General features: G+C 61.2%; 14 protein-coding genes. 5 read left to right on the plus strand and 9 right to left on the minus strand.

The annotated features are described in order from the left end of the window. The first annotated feature begins 131 nt into the window (after nt 1-131). Nucleotides 132-1,859: a methanol/ethanol family PQQ-dependent dehydrogenase gene (locus tag M0D66_RS26465; RefSeq protein WP_266212003.1), complete on the plus strand. Its 1,728-nt coding sequence runs from the start codon at nt 132-134 to the stop codon at nt 1,857-1,859. Nucleotides 1,860-1,948: 89 nt separating this feature from the next. Further along, nucleotides 1,949-3,187, plus strand: coding sequence for a c-type cytochrome (locus tag M0D66_RS26470; protein WP_266212005.1), 1,239 nt, complete (start codon nt 1,949-1,951; stop codon nt 3,185-3,187). Nucleotides 3,188-3,297: 110 nt separating this feature from the next. On the opposite strand, the gene pqqE is transcribed toward M0D66_RS26470, so the two are convergent. The 6 genes from pqqE to M0D66_RS26500 form a co-directional block, all read right to left on the minus strand. Next, a complete protein-coding gene (gene pqqE / locus M0D66_RS26475) occupies nt 3,298-4,434 on the minus strand; it encodes a pyrroloquinoline quinone biosynthesis protein PqqE (RefSeq protein WP_266212006.1) in 1,137 nt (378 codons plus the stop codon). A gap of 1 nt (nt 4,435) precedes the next feature. Beyond that, complete coding sequence (pqqD, locus tag M0D66_RS26480) at nt 4,436-4,717, minus strand: pyrroloquinoline quinone biosynthesis peptide chaperone PqqD (RefSeq protein WP_266212008.1); 282 nt, start codon at nt 4,715-4,717, stop codon at nt 4,436-4,438. Beyond that, nucleotides 4,714-5,433 (minus strand): pyrroloquinoline-quinone synthase PqqC, encoded by a 720-nt coding sequence (gene pqqC, locus M0D66_RS26485; RefSeq protein WP_054037492.1) that lies wholly within the window; start codon nt 5,431-5,433, stop codon nt 4,714-4,716. Before pqqC ends, pqqD begins: the two co-directional genes overlap by 4 nt. 2 nt (nt 5,434-5,435) lie before the next feature. Continuing rightward, nucleotides 5,436-6,359 carry a pyrroloquinoline quinone biosynthesis protein PqqB gene (gene pqqB / locus M0D66_RS26490; RefSeq protein ID WP_266212010.1) on the minus strand — a complete coding sequence of 308 codons (924 nt, stop codon included), beginning with the start codon at nt 6,357-6,359 and terminating at the stop codon, nt 5,436-5,438. 69 nt (nt 6,360-6,428) lie between these two features. Next, nucleotides 6,429-6,503, minus strand: coding sequence for a pyrroloquinoline quinone precursor peptide PqqA (pqqA, locus tag M0D66_RS26495; protein ID WP_006410019.1), 75 nt, complete (start codon nt 6,501-6,503; stop codon nt 6,429-6,431). 272 nt (nt 6,504-6,775) lie between these two features. Continuing rightward, nucleotides 6,776-8,749: a sigma-54-dependent Fis family transcriptional regulator gene (locus M0D66_RS26500; RefSeq protein WP_266212011.1), complete on the minus strand. Its 1,974-nt coding sequence runs from the start codon at nt 8,747-8,749 to the stop codon at nt 6,776-6,778. Between the two features lie 463 nt (nt 8,750-9,212). On the opposite strand from M0D66_RS26500, the gene M0D66_RS26505 reads away from it, so the two are divergent. The 3 genes from M0D66_RS26505 to M0D66_RS26515 all read left to right on the plus strand — a co-directional run bounded on the left by M0D66_RS26505 (nt 9,213) and on the right by M0D66_RS26515 (nt 11,912). After that, a complete protein-coding gene (locus M0D66_RS26505; RefSeq protein ID WP_201126313.1) occupies nt 9,213-9,671 on the plus strand; it encodes a universal stress protein in 459 nt (152 codons plus the stop codon). Between the two features lie 193 nt (nt 9,672-9,864). Next, nucleotides 9,865-10,680, plus strand: a complete 816-nt coding sequence (locus tag M0D66_RS26510) for a creatininase family protein (RefSeq protein ID WP_266212012.1) — start codon at nt 9,865-9,867, stop codon at nt 10,678-10,680. A 62-nt stretch (nt 10,681-10,742) separates the two neighbouring features. After that, nucleotides 10,743-11,912, plus strand: coding sequence for a YncE family protein (locus tag M0D66_RS26515; protein WP_266212013.1), 1,170 nt, complete (start codon nt 10,743-10,745; stop codon nt 11,910-11,912). A gap of 74 nt (nt 11,913-11,986) precedes the next feature. On the opposite strand, the gene M0D66_RS26520 is transcribed toward M0D66_RS26515, so the two are convergent. From M0D66_RS26520 to acs, 3 genes are all read right to left on the minus strand, one after another. Then, a complete protein-coding gene (locus M0D66_RS26520) occupies nt 11,987-12,739 on the minus strand; it encodes a YoaK family protein (protein WP_054037486.1) in 753 nt (250 codons plus the stop codon). A gap of 47 nt (nt 12,740-12,786) precedes the next feature. After that, complete coding sequence (locus M0D66_RS26525; RefSeq protein WP_266212077.1) at nt 12,787-13,392, minus strand: acetate uptake transporter; 606 nt, start codon at nt 13,390-13,392, stop codon at nt 12,787-12,789. A 139-nt stretch (nt 13,393-13,531) separates the two neighbouring features. Further along, entirely contained in the window at nt 13,532-15,508 is a 1,977-nt protein-coding gene (acs, locus tag M0D66_RS26530) for an acetate--CoA ligase (RefSeq protein WP_266212014.1), read from the minus strand. Nucleotides 15,509-15,609 lie beyond the last annotated feature (101 nt).

The following is a 15,609-nucleotide window of genomic DNA, read 5'->3' on the forward strand; positions in this document are numbered from 1 at the left end:
CCATCGTCGCTCGCAGCCGCACTGGGGCGAATGGCACGCGACTTGCCTTGAATGGTTCGCAGGCAGTCTGCGATCACTAGACGATGGCGCCGCCGCATGGCCTCGCGTCGACAATTCAACAGGAGACAAGGATGAAAGCACGTTTAGCTTCGGCGAAGCGGTCCACGGCGCTTGCAATGAGCGTGGCCGCGGCCGTCAGTCTGGTATTCGCGTCGGCCGCAGCGGCCGACGACTATCCAGCCGTCACCTATGAGCGTTTGACAGCCGCGCAAAGCGATCCCGGCTGGCTCACGTATTACCGCACCTATAACGGCCAGGCGCATTCACCGCTCAAGCAACTCGACACCACCAACGTCAAGAATCTCAAACAGGTCTGGAGCTACAAGTTTCCGGCGGATCTGCAGCAGGGTTTCGAAGCCACGCCGATCGTCAATGGCCGTTACCTGTACGTGACCACGCCGAAGGACAATGTCTATGCATTTGATGCTGTCACCGGCAAGCAATTGTGGAAGTTCGAGCCGAAGCTCGGTGCCGAATCGTTCAAGACTGCGTGTTGCGACGTGATCAACCGCGGTGTGGCGCTGTATGGCAAGAACGTCTATGTTGCAATGCTGAGCGGCGACGTTGTCGCGCTGGACGCGCAGACAGGAGCACTTGTCTGGCGCAAGCAGATGTTCGAGCCGGGTCTGGGTTACGCGTTCTCGCTCGCGCCACTCGCGCTCGACGGCGCGCTGGTGGTGGGCAGCGCAGGCGGCGAATACGGCGCACGGGGATTTATCGCGGCCTTGAATCCGAATGACGGCAACGTGCTGTGGAAGCGCTTTACGGTGCCGGCAGCCGGCGAGAAGGGCAGCGATACATGGCCGAACGGCATGCAGGAGCATGGCGGCGCACCGGCCTGGCTCACGGGTACCTATGACGCCGCATCAAAAACGCTTTACTGGGGTGTCGGCAATCCGGGCCCGTGGCTCGCCGATCTGCGGCCGGGTGACAATCTGTACTCCGACTCGCTGCTCGCACTCGATCCGAAAACCGGCAACCTCAAATGGCATTACCAGTACACGAAGCATGACACGTGGGATTACGACGGCGTCAATACACCGGTGCTTGCCACGATCAAGTACGAGAACAAAGAGTACGACGCCATCATCCATGCGGACCGCAATGGCTTTTTCCACGCAATCGACCGCGGCACCGGCAAGCTGATCTACGCGAAACCTTTCGTTACGGCATCGTCGGTGACCGGCTATACGGCAGATGGCGTACCAATCCAGGATGCGTCGAAATATCCTAAGGCCGGCACGACGATCGAAACCTGCCCGAGTTTCCTTGGCGGCAAGAACTGGTGGTCGGTCTCGTACGACCCGGACAAACACATCGCTGTCGTGCCGGCTTTGCATGCGTGCATGTCGCTGTCCGGCAAGTCGGTGAACTATATGGAAGGGTTGCCGTATCTCGGCGAAGGTTTTGAAATCAAACCGGAACCGGGCAGCAAGGGTTATGGCGAACTGCAGGCGATCGATGTCAATACCGGCAAGAAAATCTGGAGTCACTGGAGCAAGCTGCCGTGGAATGGCGGCGTAGCGACCACCGCAGGGGGGCTCGTCTTTAGCGGCTCGCTCGACGGCCACCTGTATGCGTTCGATGTGACAACGGGCAAGGTGCTGTGGCAAAGCCCGAAACTCGCGAGCGGGATCGTCGCTCAACCGTCGGTGTTCGAGGTCAACGGTCAGGAGTACGTTGCCATTCTCGCCGGTTACGGCGGCGCGAACCCGATCTGGGGTGGGCCGATGGCGAAAGCCGCAGAGAAGGTTCCACGCGGCGGCACGCTGTACGTGTTTGCGCTTAACCACGGCTGATGTTCACGTGGCTGCCACGACACTTTGGCCGGGCCGACATGGCGCGGCCATCCGGCCGTGGCGGCCAGGCCCTTTCCGGAAGCAAGATCATGAAAACTCGACTTAACTGGTTCGCTTTTGCCGGTGTTCTGTTGGCCACTGGCTCTCTCACACCGGGACTCGCCAGTGCGGGTACGGGCGTGCGCGTTTGCACGTTTCCCGGCAGTCCATCGGTCGCGCTCGACGAGGCGGTAGCGCGCGAAGCGCTTCGCACGGCGGGGATTGCACTGTCGCTTGCCCCCGGGGGATTTGACGGCAGTGACGACGACGGCGTTTCGCTGAAGGAACTCAATAAGGCGCTCGCGCGCAAATGCGATGTGATCGCTGGCTTTCCGCGTTCGACTGTCGCCGATGGTTCAGGCAGCAAGCTGACCTTCTCGCGCGGCTATCTGCACTCCGGCTACGTCAGCGTTACCACGCGTGAATCGTCCACGCAGTCGGGCGCCGCGGAAGTCGTTGCGGCAACGTACGCTAGCCCGGCGCAATTGATCGCCGTGCAGCAACCCAATGTCAAGCTCGACCTGGAGAACACGGCGGCACTCACGGTCGACGCCGTGGCGAGCGGGCATGCGCAACGCGCGATTGTCTGGTACCCGGCGGTCGTGGCGTATGGGATCACGCACCCCGAGCAGCACTTCCGGATTGCGAGTACTGTCTCGCCATATGCCGATTGGCAACTGGTGTTCGCGTTCGGGAAGAACGGCGCGGCATTGCAGCCGCGCATCGACGCAGCGCTGGCGAAAATGGCCTCCGACGGCCGGCTGGCGGCCTTGACCCGCAGATGGATGCTCCCCGAGACAGCTCAGGCCGCCAGATCATCCGTGGCCACGTTTGCCTATCGTGATGGCCCCGGCCGCAACGATGCGGCCTGGCGCTTGACGTCGGCGACCGATCGCGGCTCGCAGCAGGGACGCTTCATCAAGGTCGATGCGAGCGCGGCAGGCGATGTCCCCGGCTTCGACCGCGCGCAGGTGGCGCACGGCAAAGCGCTATACTCGAATGCGTGTGCGAAATGCCACGGACCCAACCTGCAAGGATTGAATGCGCCCGCGTTACGCGGTCCGGCCTTCGCGCCGGCGGCAAATGCGAAGCTGACCATCGGCGGCGTGTACGGGTACATGGCCAACAATATGCCGGCAGACCGTCCCGGCAAGATGAAACCGCAGGAATATGCTGACATCATGGCGTTCCTGCTGAATTCGAACGGCTATAGCGCCGGCGCCACCAAGTTGACGGATGACAACGCAAAAGCGTCGAAGACGCCGCTCAACGCGGGCAAGTCGCAATAGTTTCGATCGCTTTAGGGGCTTTGATTGACGCCCAAAACAAAGCCCGGTGATCCTCGTGAATAACGGAGAATCACCGGGCTTTCTTTCTGGAAGCGACCTCTCATCCAGAATCACCCCAAACGCAACGAATTATCCCTGCTGCGGAAAATCAACGGTTGGGTTTCAGTGTCACGCGCCTGCCGCCGCGCCAGCGTCACGACCTGCTCGATCTGTCCGTGATGCGGGGATTTTGCGCAGACCGGGTCGGCGGCTGCGGTGTCTCCAGTCAGCAGGTACGCCTGACAGCGGCAGCCTCCGTGATCGATCTCGCGCTCGTCACAACTCCGGCAAGGCTCGCGCATCCAGCCGTCGCCGCGAAACGCATTGAATGCATGGCTGTGGTACCAGATATCCGCCAACGAAACGTCCTGCACGCGGGGCAGGTCCAGACCCGGCAACGAGCGTGCCGCGTGGCATGGCAGTGCAGTGCCGTCCGGTGCGATACCGAGAAATACCGAGCCCCAGCCGTTCATGCAGGCCTTGGGGCGTGCTTCGAAGTAGTCGGGAACCACGAACAGGATGCGGCAGCGATCGCCGATGCGTTCCCTGTATTGATTAACGGTGGCCTCGGCTTCCTGCAATTGTTCAGAGGTCGGCATCAGTTGCTCACGGTTGAGCATCGCCCAGCCGTAATACTGCGTGTTCGCGAGTTCGAGGTAGTCAGCACCCATCTCCAACGCCATGTCGATAATCTGCCCGACATGCGGCAGGTTATAGCGATGCAGCACGCAATTGAGCACCATCGGGTAGCCGTGCGCCTTGATCAGACGCGCAACGCGTTGCTTCAATTCGAAGGTCTTCGTACTGGAGACGAAATCGTTCAGCTCACGTGTCGAGTCCTGGAAGGAGAGCTGGATATGGTCCAGCCCCGCCTCTTTCAGACGGGCGATGCGTGTCTCGTTGAGCCCGACGCCTGAGGTAATCAGATTCGTATAGAAGCCCAATCCACGCGCATGCTCGACCAGCGTTTCGAGATCGTCACGCACGAGTGGCTCCCCGCCGGAGAAGCCAATCTGCGCTGCGCCCATGCGGCGCGCCTGCGTGATCACGTCTCGCCAGGTGTCGGTATCGAGCTCTGCACCGTGACTGGCGAAGTCGACGGGGTTGTAGCAGAACGCGCAATGCAACGGGCAGCGGTACGTGAGTTCCGCCAGCAACCACAATGGCGGGGAAGGGCGAGTGCCTGGGAAGTCGATCGTCGTATCCATGTCAATCCAGCCAGCCGCGTTGCCGCGCATGGTCGATAAAGCGGTATACATCGGCGGCAAGATTCGACACGCTGAACAGGTTTTCCAGTTCGTCAATGATGTCGTCCAGTTCCCGGGTTCCGTCGCAGCGCGCGAGAATTTCGCCTGCACTCGGATTGAGTTTGACCATGCCTTCCGGATACAGCAATACGTAGGCATCTTGCACGTCTTCCCATTGCAGACGAAACATCGCGCGCAGATGCGGGCGCAGGTTGACGTAGTGATCGGGGTGCGGGGCGTTCATACCGGGTACGCCTTTTCGATGGCATCGAGCATCGACCAGAGAATGTCTAGCTTGAAGCGCAGGATGTTGAGGGCACGCTGTTGGGCGTCGGGGGTCTTGAAGTGACTGAGCGTGACCTCGAGACCATGCTCGACATCGCGCTGGGCAAGGGGAATACGGCTGCGGAAGTACTGCAATCCCTGCGCGTCGATCCATGGATACAGGTCGGGCCAGCCGGCCAGACGGTCGCGGTGAATCTGCGGCGCGAACATCTCCGTGAGCGAAGAGCAGACCGCCTCCTGCCACGGCGCCCTACGGGCGAAATTGACATAGGCGTCCACTGCGAAGCGCACACCGGGCTGCACGTGCTCAAGCGACCACAATGCCTTGCGCTCGATGCCGACCGCGTCTGCGAGATGCGCCCATGCTTCAATGCCGCCGGGATTGTCGCCGTAGCCGTCGTGGTCGTGCAGCCGCTCGATCCAGAGGCGGCGCGTCTGCCGGTCCTCGCAATTGGACAGGATCGCGGCATCTTTCAGGGGGATGTTGATCTGGTAATAGAAGCGGTTGGCAACCCAGCCACGAATCTGCTCAGGCGAACATTGGCCACTATTCATCCGTAGATTGAACGGATGATGAATATGATAGTGCGCGCCGAGCGCGCGTAGACGCGCTTCGAATTCGTCCGGCGACCAGGGGGCGGCGTGGGTAACAGCGGTGGGCAGCGGGGCGTTCATGGCTATACCTGGAATTGCATTCCGTCGCGTGCCACTTCGATACCGCGCGCGCGTATCACGGCATGTTCGGGGGAATGCGGGTCGAGAATCGGATTGGTGTTGTTGATGTGAATCAGCACCTTGCGCGTCGCACTGGGCAGCGCGTCCAGCAGCTGAACCATCCCTGACAAGCCGCGATGGCCGCACTGTGGCAGATGGCCCATATCGGCCGCGAGGTGGGTCGACAGGCCCAGGTCGATCATCTCGGTCGCGGACCAGAACGTGCCGTCGACCAGAACGAGTTGCGCAGAACGCATCGCGGCGAGCACAGGTTCCGGCGCGTTCGCGAGCCCCGGTGCATAGAAAACGCGTGCACCGGTAGCAAGGTTCTCGATCAGCAGTGCGATATTGTCGCCAGGTGCGGCCTGGGCGCGGCGCGGCGAGTAGGGCGGTGGCTTGCTCTCGATCGGTAATGCGGTGAAGCGGATACCTTCCACAGGCGCAATCGTGAAGGGTTGATCGAGCACGATCTCATGACGTTCGACGCCGCAGTAATGGTCGAGCAGCGGAACCAGCGGCAAACCCATGGAGAGATCGGTGAACACCGGTGCGCAAGCATACAGCGGCAGGGGCGTGGTGCGTTCGCGCAGCATCAGCAGACCGGTGACGTGATCGATCTGCGCGTCAATCAGCACGACTGCGGCAATGCCGCTGTCACGAATCGAGCGGGCGGGTTGCAGTTCCGGATTCGCGCGCAACTGTGCGAGCAGATCCGGCGAGGCATTGATCAGAATCCAGTCGACGCCGTTCTCGCTCACCGCAATCGAAGATTGGGTCCGCGGCAACACATCGCCAGTCTGGTAACGGGCCCGGTTGCAGTTCACACAGTTGCAGTTCCATTGCGGCAGTCCGCCGCCTGCACCGGAACCTAGAATTTTGATCTTCATGAGCCATGCTCCGGGCGCCGCCGCGCACACTGACATACTGCGATGGGCGGGCGGCGTTTCATCGTTGCTTCAGCGATTGGCGATGTACATCGTGATTTCAAAACCGAAACGCAGATCGGTATAGGCGGGGGTGGTCCATTGCATGGCTGTCTCCTGGGATACGACATGTGATTGAGAAACCGCATTGAGGAAGCGGTCATATTGATCAAATGCAAGGTCTATGCCGGGCGTGTCACGTGGTGCGAACGGTACAGCCGACGCACGATTGGCGTTTTGCGTCCTGAACGAAAGCGTCCTTGGATACCGACTCACGTTTTGCTGAGGGAAACTGACTAACTAGTCCAGCGCGTGAAACAACGCACTGTTCAGTTCGAGGACACCGCTGTTGCAAATTGGAGCACCTGTGACGCAGGCGGTCAGACCGCGTCGTCGGCGCTGTCCATACCCTGCGGCGGCAGTTTGCGATAGATCGTATTGCGCGAGACGCCGAGGGCGCGGGCAGCGGCCGATACATTGCCGCCATGCTGCGCAACCGCCTTGGCGATGGCGTCGGCGGCGACGTCCTCCAGCCGCCCACTTGATAACGGTAAGGTTTCCGTGGTGCTCGCAGGCGCGGCGGTAGTGCCGCGCACGTCGTCGAAAAAATCGTCGGGTAAATGCTCGCGCCGCAGCTGGCCATCCGCATCGACCATGGCGGCGGCGGTTCGCAGAAGATTGCTGAGCTGGCGAAAATTACCGGGCCACGCGCATTGCTCGAACAGCGCCATCACCTCGTCGGCGACGCTCAGTCGCTGCCCATCCGCGCTTTCGGAGGATGCGGATTGCAGCATCTTCTGGATCACTGCGGATAGATCCGTGCGCTCGCGCAGCGGCGGCAATTTCACCACTAGTCCGTTCAGGCGGTAATACAGGTCCTCGCGAAACCGGTTCTGCACGATCATGTCGCGCAGGTCGCGGTGAGTTGCGCAAATGATGGCAATATCGACCGGTATCGACTTCGAGGAACCAAGCGGATTGATGAGGCGCTCCTGCAGCACGCGCAGCAAGCGCACTTGCAGCGGATAGGGCATGTCGCCGATTTCGTCGAGAAATAGCGTGCCGCCGTTGGCCTGAAGCAATTTGCCGACGGCGCCTTTGCGCCGCGCACCGGTGAAGGCGCCTTCTTCATAGCCGAACAACTCGGATTCGATCAGCGTTTCCGGTATCGACGCGCAGTTAACCGCAACGAACGCCCCCGAGCGGCGCGGCGAGTCGTTGTGGATCGCCTGGGCCAGCAGTTCCTTGCCGGTACCGGTCTCACCGGTGATCAGGATCGGGATGTCCTTGCCGATTACCTTGCGGACTTTGGCGATGACCGCCGCGATCTGCGGGTCCCCGGTGTCCAGATAGCTGAGTCTCGAAAGCACGCTCGCGGCGGGGGGAGGGGACGCCACGCGTTGTGAGGGTCGTGACTCACGATGCTCCTCCGGTGGCCAGGCATCATTGGTGCGCGTGGCACGCCGGAATTCGACATGGGCGCATACCACTGCGCCGTTGCTCAGGTTCAGCGACAGATGCTGGTCCCGGCTGACGCGCAGACGGTCGATCAGTTGCGCGCTGGTGAGGCCGAATAGCGAGGACAGGGTATGCGCGCGCAAGCTGGTGAGCGGCAATCCCAGTTGAAATTGCGCACTACGATTGGCCGACAGGAAACGGCCATCGCAGGTAAACGCGACGATGCCTTCCATCAAGGTGCCGAGAAACTCGGGCCGACCGTGAAAGGCAATTTGCAGCGTCTCGCGAAAGGTATTGGTAAACAGATGATTCTCGATCATCTGGACGGACATCTTTGCCAGCGCCAGGGTGTGCTGGTGATAGCTGCGATGGTCGCCGGTGACGTCGAGCACGCCGATCAGATCGCCGTACGGATCCAGGATCGGCACGCTGGAACAGGTGAGAAAGCGATTGGCAGCCAGATAGTGCTGTTCGCCATGCACGACTGTCGGACAGCGCTCGGCGAGCGCCGTGCCGATTGCGTTGGTGCCTTGCCGGTCTTCCGCCCAGTTCGCGCCCGGACGCAGCGCGACTTTCTCGGCTCGCCGGAGAAAATCGTCGTCGCCGATCGAGTGAAGAATCAGCCCTTCGGCGTCGGTCAGCACAATCATGCTCTGCGTGTTGACGATCTGCTCGTGCAGCGTTTCCATCACGGGCGTGGCATGCGCACACAGGACGCGGCTTTGCTCGAGTTTCAAGGTGAGTTCGGCCGCCGGCAGCACGTCGTAATCCGGCCGCATCGCGGCGCTCAAGCCGAACGTTTCGGAGCGCTCGTGGGATTTCTGAATCGACGGCGTGAGCCAGCCGGCCTCACGAGTCGCCATTGACGTTACGGCGTGACCGACATCATCGCGCATTGTCTCCTCCTGCTGGTCAGCCCCGGTCGCTTCGCCGGGGTCGTGCGGGTACAACTGTGGGTACAGCAATAAGCAAATCCTGCGCCATGTCGGCGGTAATCGCGCGCCGACAGAGTCTCATCGCCTTTGTTTCGCCGTGACGGGACGCTCGGATCGAGCCGGTTAGCCGCAGCCGCGCTGGCGATGCGCGCTTACGCATATTCATCCTGATACGCGTAAGCGGCTTGATTTGAATCAATGCTGGCGAAATACGCATCCGCGAAGCGTCGGGTTCGCGATCAGGTACACAAGCGACAGCGCGTACGCCATTGATACAAATCAATCCGGGCGCGAGGGGAAACGCAGATGATGAATTTGTGACCATCTTCAGCCTAGGTGGTGCGCGTCTTCGTGTCGTTCCCGGCAGCGCGGTTGATTCGCCATGAGGAGCGAATTCGTAATCGACTAACCGGAGAGGGTGGTCATGTACAAAGATATCCTGGTGGCACTGGATGGCAGCAACGCGTCGAAAGGTGCGCTAAAGGAAGCTATCCGCATGGCGAAGCTGGTCGACGGCACGATGACGATGGTGTACGTGCTCGACCGTTTCGCGATGTTTGCCTATTCAGCCAATTACGACCAGTTTGCGATGGTCGAGGCACTACGAGCTGAAGGCGACCGAATCCTGGCGAATGCGCTTAAAGACGCGACGGAGGGCGACGTGGCGTGCAAGGTCACTATCGCCGAGACGGACAACATCAGCGAAGACGTCGCCAGCTGCTTGCTGCGTTACGTACAGGGGCACGACGTGGACCTTGTCGTGATGGGTACCCACGGACGTCGCGGAATACAACGCATGAAGCTAGGTAGCGTCGCTGAGCGATTCCTTCGATTCTCGAACTGCCCGGTGCTGCTGGTCCGTGATACGGTCGTTGCAACTTGAGCGACCAGGAGTTGCCGCCGCGCAGGCGCGTCAGTTCGGACGGAGTGTGCGCATTAAGGATTTCGTAAGTCGGTAAGCGACGTGTGTGCATGAGGCCACAGTCTCGCCGCTGCGAAGAACAACAGTAGACACCCCACGGGATACTATGCGGATATTCGCTCACGAGGCACGCATTTCCCACGAGGACTCCTTCATGCGCTTTCCGTCAAGACGTGCTTTCGCATCCGTCATTTTGCTCATCGCTACGCAGGCTGTTTTTGCTCAAACTCCGAAAACCGTCTTCCTTGAGGACCTGACCTGGACCGAACTGCGCGACCAGATTCAGACAGGCAAGACCACCATTATCATCCCCATCGGCGGAACCGAGCAAAGCGGCCCCGACGTCGCACTCGGCAAACACAATGCACGCGTCAAGGTGCTGTCGCAGCGGATTGCCGAAGGCCTCGGCAACGCGATCGTCGCGCCGGTCATCGCCTACGTGCCGGAGGGCGGCTACGCTCCGCCGACATCGCACATGCGTTTCCCCGGCACCATCACAGTGGCGGACGATGTGTTCGAAAAGACGCTCGAATCCGCCGCGAACAGCTTCAAGGTTCACGGCTTCACCAACGTCGTCTTTCTCGGCGACCACGGCGGCTACCAGAACGATGTCAGGCATGTCGTAGCCCAGCTCAACAAGAGCTGGGCCGGCTCGAGCGCGCGCGCATTCGTGCCGCCGGCGTACTACGGCACGAGTTCGGACGGCTACGCGCAGATCCTGCGGCAGCACGGCGTGAGCGATGCCGAGATCGGCACTCATGCGGGACTCGCGGATACCTCGCTGCTGCTGGCGGTAGCACCGCAAATGGTGCGGCTCGATCATCTGCGAACCGGTCCGAAACTGGGGCCAGCCGACGGCGTCTATGGTGGCGATCCGCGGCACTCGAGCGTCGAACTCGGTCAACTGGGCATTGACGCGATTGTGTCGCGGACCATCGATGCCATCAAGAAAGAGACCGCAAGCCGCTGAGGTATCCGAGAGACTCCCGACGTCGTCTCCGATCACTCAATCACTCGATAACGGAATTCGCCATGCAATTGTGTGCTCCCCGCTTTTCGCGCGTTGCAACGGCCGTCGCCGTCGCGCTGGCCGGTTTCTGTGCCGCCGGCACTGCCTCGGCTGCATCAGTCACCACGGTGGCCGGCATGCCGCCTGTGGTGCACCCCGATAACCTGTACAGCGAAGCGGGCGCCGGGCATATGAGCGCCGCGGTCGCCGGCGCGCTACCGCGCGTCTATGTGCCGAACCTGCGTTCGAACGACGTCTACGTGATCGATTCGGCCACGCTGAAGGTGGTCGACAGGTTTCACGTCGGATTCAGTCCACAGCACGTCGTCCCTGCATGGGATCTGCAGACGCTGTGGGTGGCCAACAACGCCGAAGGCCGCCCCGATGGCAGCCTGACCCCGATCGATCCGAAGACCGGCCATCCCGGCAAGGCGATCATGGTCGACGATCCGTACAACATGTACTTCACACCGGACGGCAAAGAGGCGATCGTGGTGGCCGAAGCACACGCGCGACTGGACTTTCGCGATGCGCACACGATGGCGCTGAAATCGAGTCTTGAAGCGCCCCAGTGCAAAGGCATCAATCACGCCGATTTCTCGATCGACGGCAAGTACGCGCTCTTTACCTGCGAGTTCGGCGGCAAGCTGGCCAAGATCGATCTCGTCAACCGCAAGGTCGTGGACTACCTCGAACTCGATCGGAAGGGCATGCCGCAGGACATCCGCATCGCGCCGGACGGCAAGGTGTTCTACGTCGCCGACATGATGGCCGACGGCGTCTACGTGATCGACGGCGACAGCTTCACGAAGGTTGGCTTCATCAAGACCGGCGTTGGTACGCACGGCCTGTACCCGAGCCGCGACGGCACCCGGCTCTATGTGTCCAACCGTGGCTCCAATCGCGTGCACGGGCCGAAACATGGCAAGGGCAGCGTCTCGGTGATCGACTTCGCAACGCGCAAGGTCGTCGCGAACTGGCCGATTCCGGGCGGCGGCAGTCCCGACATGGGTAATGTCAGCGCGGATGGCACGATGCTGTGGCTGTCCGGTCGCTTCGATGACGTTGTCTACGCGATCGATACGACGACCGGCTCGGTCAAATCCATTCCGGTTGGCGCGGAACCGCACGGGCTTACCGTCTGGCCGCAACCGGGGCGTTATTCACTTGGGCACACCGGAAATATGCGTTGACCAGTAACTGGCAATCGGGCCGCGCCCCCTATCAATCAATGCGGCGCGACGTAGCGGCATTGCGAAAAAATATGCTATCGGCGCTGCGCGAGCATATCGTCGACGACCGGAACAGCGGCGAGAGTAAGCAGCACGATAGCAAGGGGAATGGTCGCCATAAACCCCAAGTGCTTGAAGCCTATGGCGCCTGCCAGGCCGCCCGAGAGGAACGACAATAATAGTGATCCGAGAAGTCGCAGTTTCTGGCGATCTGCACGGACTGCGCCACCGGTTGTTGCTCCGACGTCTCCAAGGTTCCAGTAAAAAAACTTGCCGAGTTCGATGCCGATATCGGTCACGAGACCGGTGACGTGCGTCGTGCGGATCTCCGCCTTTGAGATCTTTGTGATCATCGCGTTCTGCAGACCCATCACATAGCACAGAAGACAAACGGTCACCGGCACGAAGAGCAGGCGATGGGTCTCGAGATTCGTGCCGATCAGGCCAAAGCAGAGGAGCAGCGTAGCCTCGAGCATCAACGGCATCGCATAGAGGCTGTGCATTTGCCGGCGACGCCCCCAGTTGATCAGAATTGCAGAGGTGGCGGCCCCGAAAAGGAACGACAACAGCGAACTCAATCCCGCAACGACTGCATTGATTTCGCCGAGCGTGAGGTTGTCAGCGAGTGACGACACAATGCCGGACATGTGAGATGTGTACTGTCCCACCGCGAGGAATCCGCCGGCGTTGGCCGCACCGGCGACGAAGGCTAGCGATCGTCCGAGGCGGAGATTCGCCGCGTCGCTGCGCTCAGGTTTCGTGAATCCTCGAAGATAGTTGATTGGCATGCCAATTTTTATCCGTGTGAGCGGCGGCACGCCGGCCGCCGCTTGTTTCAGGCCCCGCGCAGTCCCTCGGTGACCGTCACGGTCACATCGATTTCCTGAGCGACGGTTCCCACCGGCAGCACCGTGCGTCCGTGTGCCTCGTTAATGATTTCCGCCGCGGACAGATAGAACGCCAGCAGCGCCGTCACCAGGCCGAGGTAACCTCCGGCATGGCGCAGCCATTCAAGGCCGGTCCATTCGCTCGCCGCAAGCACGAAGAAAGTCGCCCACAAAGATAGAAACACCAGTTGCAACGCGCGCGGCGCACGCCATGTGGCGACCCACATATAAAGCGTGAACACGCCCCACAGGAACAGATACCACCCGATGAACGCCGCAGGCACAGTACCGTGCAGGAACAGCACGAAGAGGGCGAACGACCACCAGAACGCACCATAGCTCAGAAAGGCCGTCGCGCCAAATGTATTGCCGCGCGGTATTTCCATGAGTCCGGCTAGCATCTGCGCTGTGCCGCCGTAAGCGAAAGCGACGGCGAGCACCATACCCATCGCAGTGCCGCTGAACCAGCCGGCATTAATCATACTGAGCAGCCAGGTCGTCAGGGCAAAACCGGCCAGGCCGAGTGCAGCCGGATTAGGGGCTTTGATATTCATGATGAATTCCTCATTCAGAAAGAGGTAGAGGTCGATTGCGTGGCCGTCCTTAAGACAGGCGCCGCGCATCGGCCACAACAGGATCAAGCGTCTGAACGCCGGAGCGCCGGAGAGGCGCACCGCCGGACCGCCGGGCCGTTCAGATCGAATCGGCGAACTGTGAAATCACGGCGGGGTTTTCGACAGTCGACGTGTCTTGTGTAATCGATTCGCCTTTCGCGACTGAGCGCAACAAGCGGCGCACGACCTTGCCGGAGCGCGTCTTGGGCATGGCGTCGCCGAACCGGATGTCCTTCGGTTTCGCGATCGGACCGATTTCCTTGGCGACCCAGACGCGCAATTCGTCCGCTATGCGCTTAGCCTCAGCACCGGTTGGCCGCGCCGTTTTCAGAACGACGAAGGCGACGATGGCCTCACCGAACGTTTCATCCGGACGCCCGACGACTGCAGCTTCGGCGACGAGCGGATTGGCCGCCAGTGCCGATTCGATTTCCATCGTGCCCATCCGGTGTCCAGACACGTTCAGGACGTCATCGATACGACCTGTGATCGTGAAGTAGCCCGTGTCCCGGTCACGAATCGCGCCGTCGCCGGCGAGGTACAGCTTGCCGCCGAGTTCCTCGGGGTAGTAACCGTTGCGAAAGCGCTCAGGATTGCCCCAGATCGTGCGGATCATCGAAGGCCACGGCTTGCGGATGACGAGCACGCCGCCTTGACCGTTGGCCACTTCATGGCCGGTTTCGTCGACGATCGCCGCGTCGATGCCCGGCATCGGCAGCGTGCACGATCCCGGCATGAGCGGGGTGGCGCCCGGCAGCGGCGAGATCATGTGGCCGCCCGTTTCCGTTTGCCAGAACGTGTCGAGCACCGGACAGCGACCGCCGCCGACATGTTCGGCATACCAGTTCCATGCGCTGGGGTTGATCGGTTCGCCGACCGTGCCGAGAATGCGCAGGCTGCTCAGGTCGAAACTGCCTGGATGCACGGCGGCGTTGGCGTCGGCGCTTTTGATGAGAGACCGGATGGCGGTCGGCGCCGTGTAGAAGATGCTGACCTTGTGGCGCTGGATCATGTCCCAGAAGCGGCCCGCATTCGGATAGGTGGGGACGCCCTCGAAGATCACCTGGGTCGCCCCTACTGCGGTAGGGCCATAGCAGATGTACGTGTGACCGGTGATCCAGCCGATGTCGGCGGTACACCAGAAGACATCGGCCGGCTTGATGTCGAAGGTCCATTTCATCGTTACGGCGGCCCACAGCAGATAGCCGCCGGTGCTGTGCTGCACGCCTTTGGGCGCGCCGGTCGACCCGGACGTGTACAGCACGAACAGCGGGTGTTCCGCACTGACCCATTCCGGTTCGCAGGTATCGGGTTGGTCCTGTTCGAGTTCATGCAGCCATGCGTCGCGTCCTGCGATCCAGGGAATCCGGCCGCCGGTACGGCGATAGATGACGACCGTTTTAACGGCTTCGGTGCCGCCCATCGCAAGGGCTTCGTCGACGATAGTCTTGAGCGGCAGGGTCTTGCCGCCGCGCACCTGTTCGTCGGCGGTAATCACGGCCACCGCGCCGACATCGACCATCCGTTCATGCAGCGATTTCGCGGAGAAGCCGCCGAACACGACGGAGTGCGGCGCGCCGATGCGCGCACACGCCAGCATGGCGGCGACGCCTTCCACGGACATCGGCATGTAGATCACTACCCGGTCGCCTTTTTTCACGCCGCGCGCGCGCAGCGCGTTGGCGAGTCTGCACACGCGGTGATAGAGCGCCTGATACGTGATGTGCGTGACTTTGCCGTCGTCTGCCTCGAACACGATAGCGGTTTTGTCGGCAAGACCGTTGGTGAGGTTGCGATCGAGGCAGTTGTATGAAGCGTTCAACTCACCGTCTTCAAACCATTGGTAGAAGGGCGCGTTGGTTTCGTTCAGCACCTTCGTGAACGGTCGGCGCCACTCGATATGCTCTCTCGCAAGACGCGCCCAGAACGCGGGATAGTCGCGTTCGGCCTCGGCCACGAGTGCATGGTAAGCCTCCATGCCGTCGATGGTTGCGTGCCTGAGCGCTGGGATCTGCGGCGCCGTGGAGTTGGGTTGATTAAGTTCGACGGTAGACATGCATAGTCTCCTCATAGGGGTTATGGCGGCGACCACGCATCGACAGCGTGGTCACTTGAGATGGCTCTTGATGGCCATGATGCGTACACCGATGCGTCTGG

Origin of the sequence: Paraburkholderia sp. SECH2 (assembly GCF_030464795.1) — a bacterium.
GTDB lineage: Bacteria > Pseudomonadota > Gammaproteobacteria > Burkholderiales > Burkholderiaceae > Paraburkholderia > Paraburkholderia aspalathi.

Bases quoted from the DNA above. Each gene is read 5' to 3' on its own strand.
- M0D66_RS26505 (WP_201126313.1), top strand. From the start codon at position 9,213: ATGTACAAAGATATCCTGGTGGCACTGGATGGCAGCAACGCGTCGAAA.
- acs (WP_266212014.1), bottom strand. From the start codon at position 15,508: ATGTCTACCGTCGAACTTAATCAACCCAACTCCACGGCGCCGCAGATC.
- pqqC (WP_054037492.1), bottom strand. From the start codon at position 5,433: ATGAACGCCCCGCTGCCCACCGCTGTTACCCACGCCGCCCCCTGGTCG.
- pqqD (WP_266212008.1), bottom strand. From the start codon at position 4,717: ATGAACGCCCCGCACCCCGATCACTACGTCAACCTGCGCCCGCATCTG.
- M0D66_RS26510 (WP_266212012.1), top strand. From the start codon at position 9,865: ATGCGCTTTCCGTCAAGACGTGCTTTCGCATCCGTCATTTTGCTCATC.
- M0D66_RS26515 (WP_266212013.1), top strand. From the start codon at position 10,743: ATGCAATTGTGTGCTCCCCGCTTTTCGCGCGTTGCAACGGCCGTCGCC.
- M0D66_RS26520 (WP_054037486.1), bottom strand. From the start codon at position 12,739: ATGCCAATCAACTATCTTCGAGGATTCACGAAACCTGAGCGCAGCGAC.
- M0D66_RS26470 (WP_266212005.1), top strand. From the start codon at position 1,949: ATGAAAACTCGACTTAACTGGTTCGCTTTTGCCGGTGTTCTGTTGGCC.
- pqqB (WP_266212010.1), bottom strand. From the start codon at position 6,359: ATGAAGATCAAAATTCTAGGTTCCGGTGCAGGCGGCGGACTGCCGCAA.
- pqqE (WP_266212006.1), bottom strand. From the start codon at position 4,434: ATGGATACGACGATCGACTTCCCAGGCACTCGCCCTTCCCCGCCATTG.
- M0D66_RS26500 (WP_266212011.1), bottom strand. From the start codon at position 8,749: ATGCGCGATGATGTCGGTCACGCCGTAACGTCAATGGCGACTCGTGAG.
- M0D66_RS26465 (WP_266212003.1), top strand. From the start codon at position 132: ATGAAAGCACGTTTAGCTTCGGCGAAGCGGTCCACGGCGCTTGCAATG.
- M0D66_RS26525 (WP_266212077.1), bottom strand. From the start codon at position 13,392: ATGAATATCAAAGCCCCTAATCCGGCTGCACTCGGCCTGGCCGGTTTT.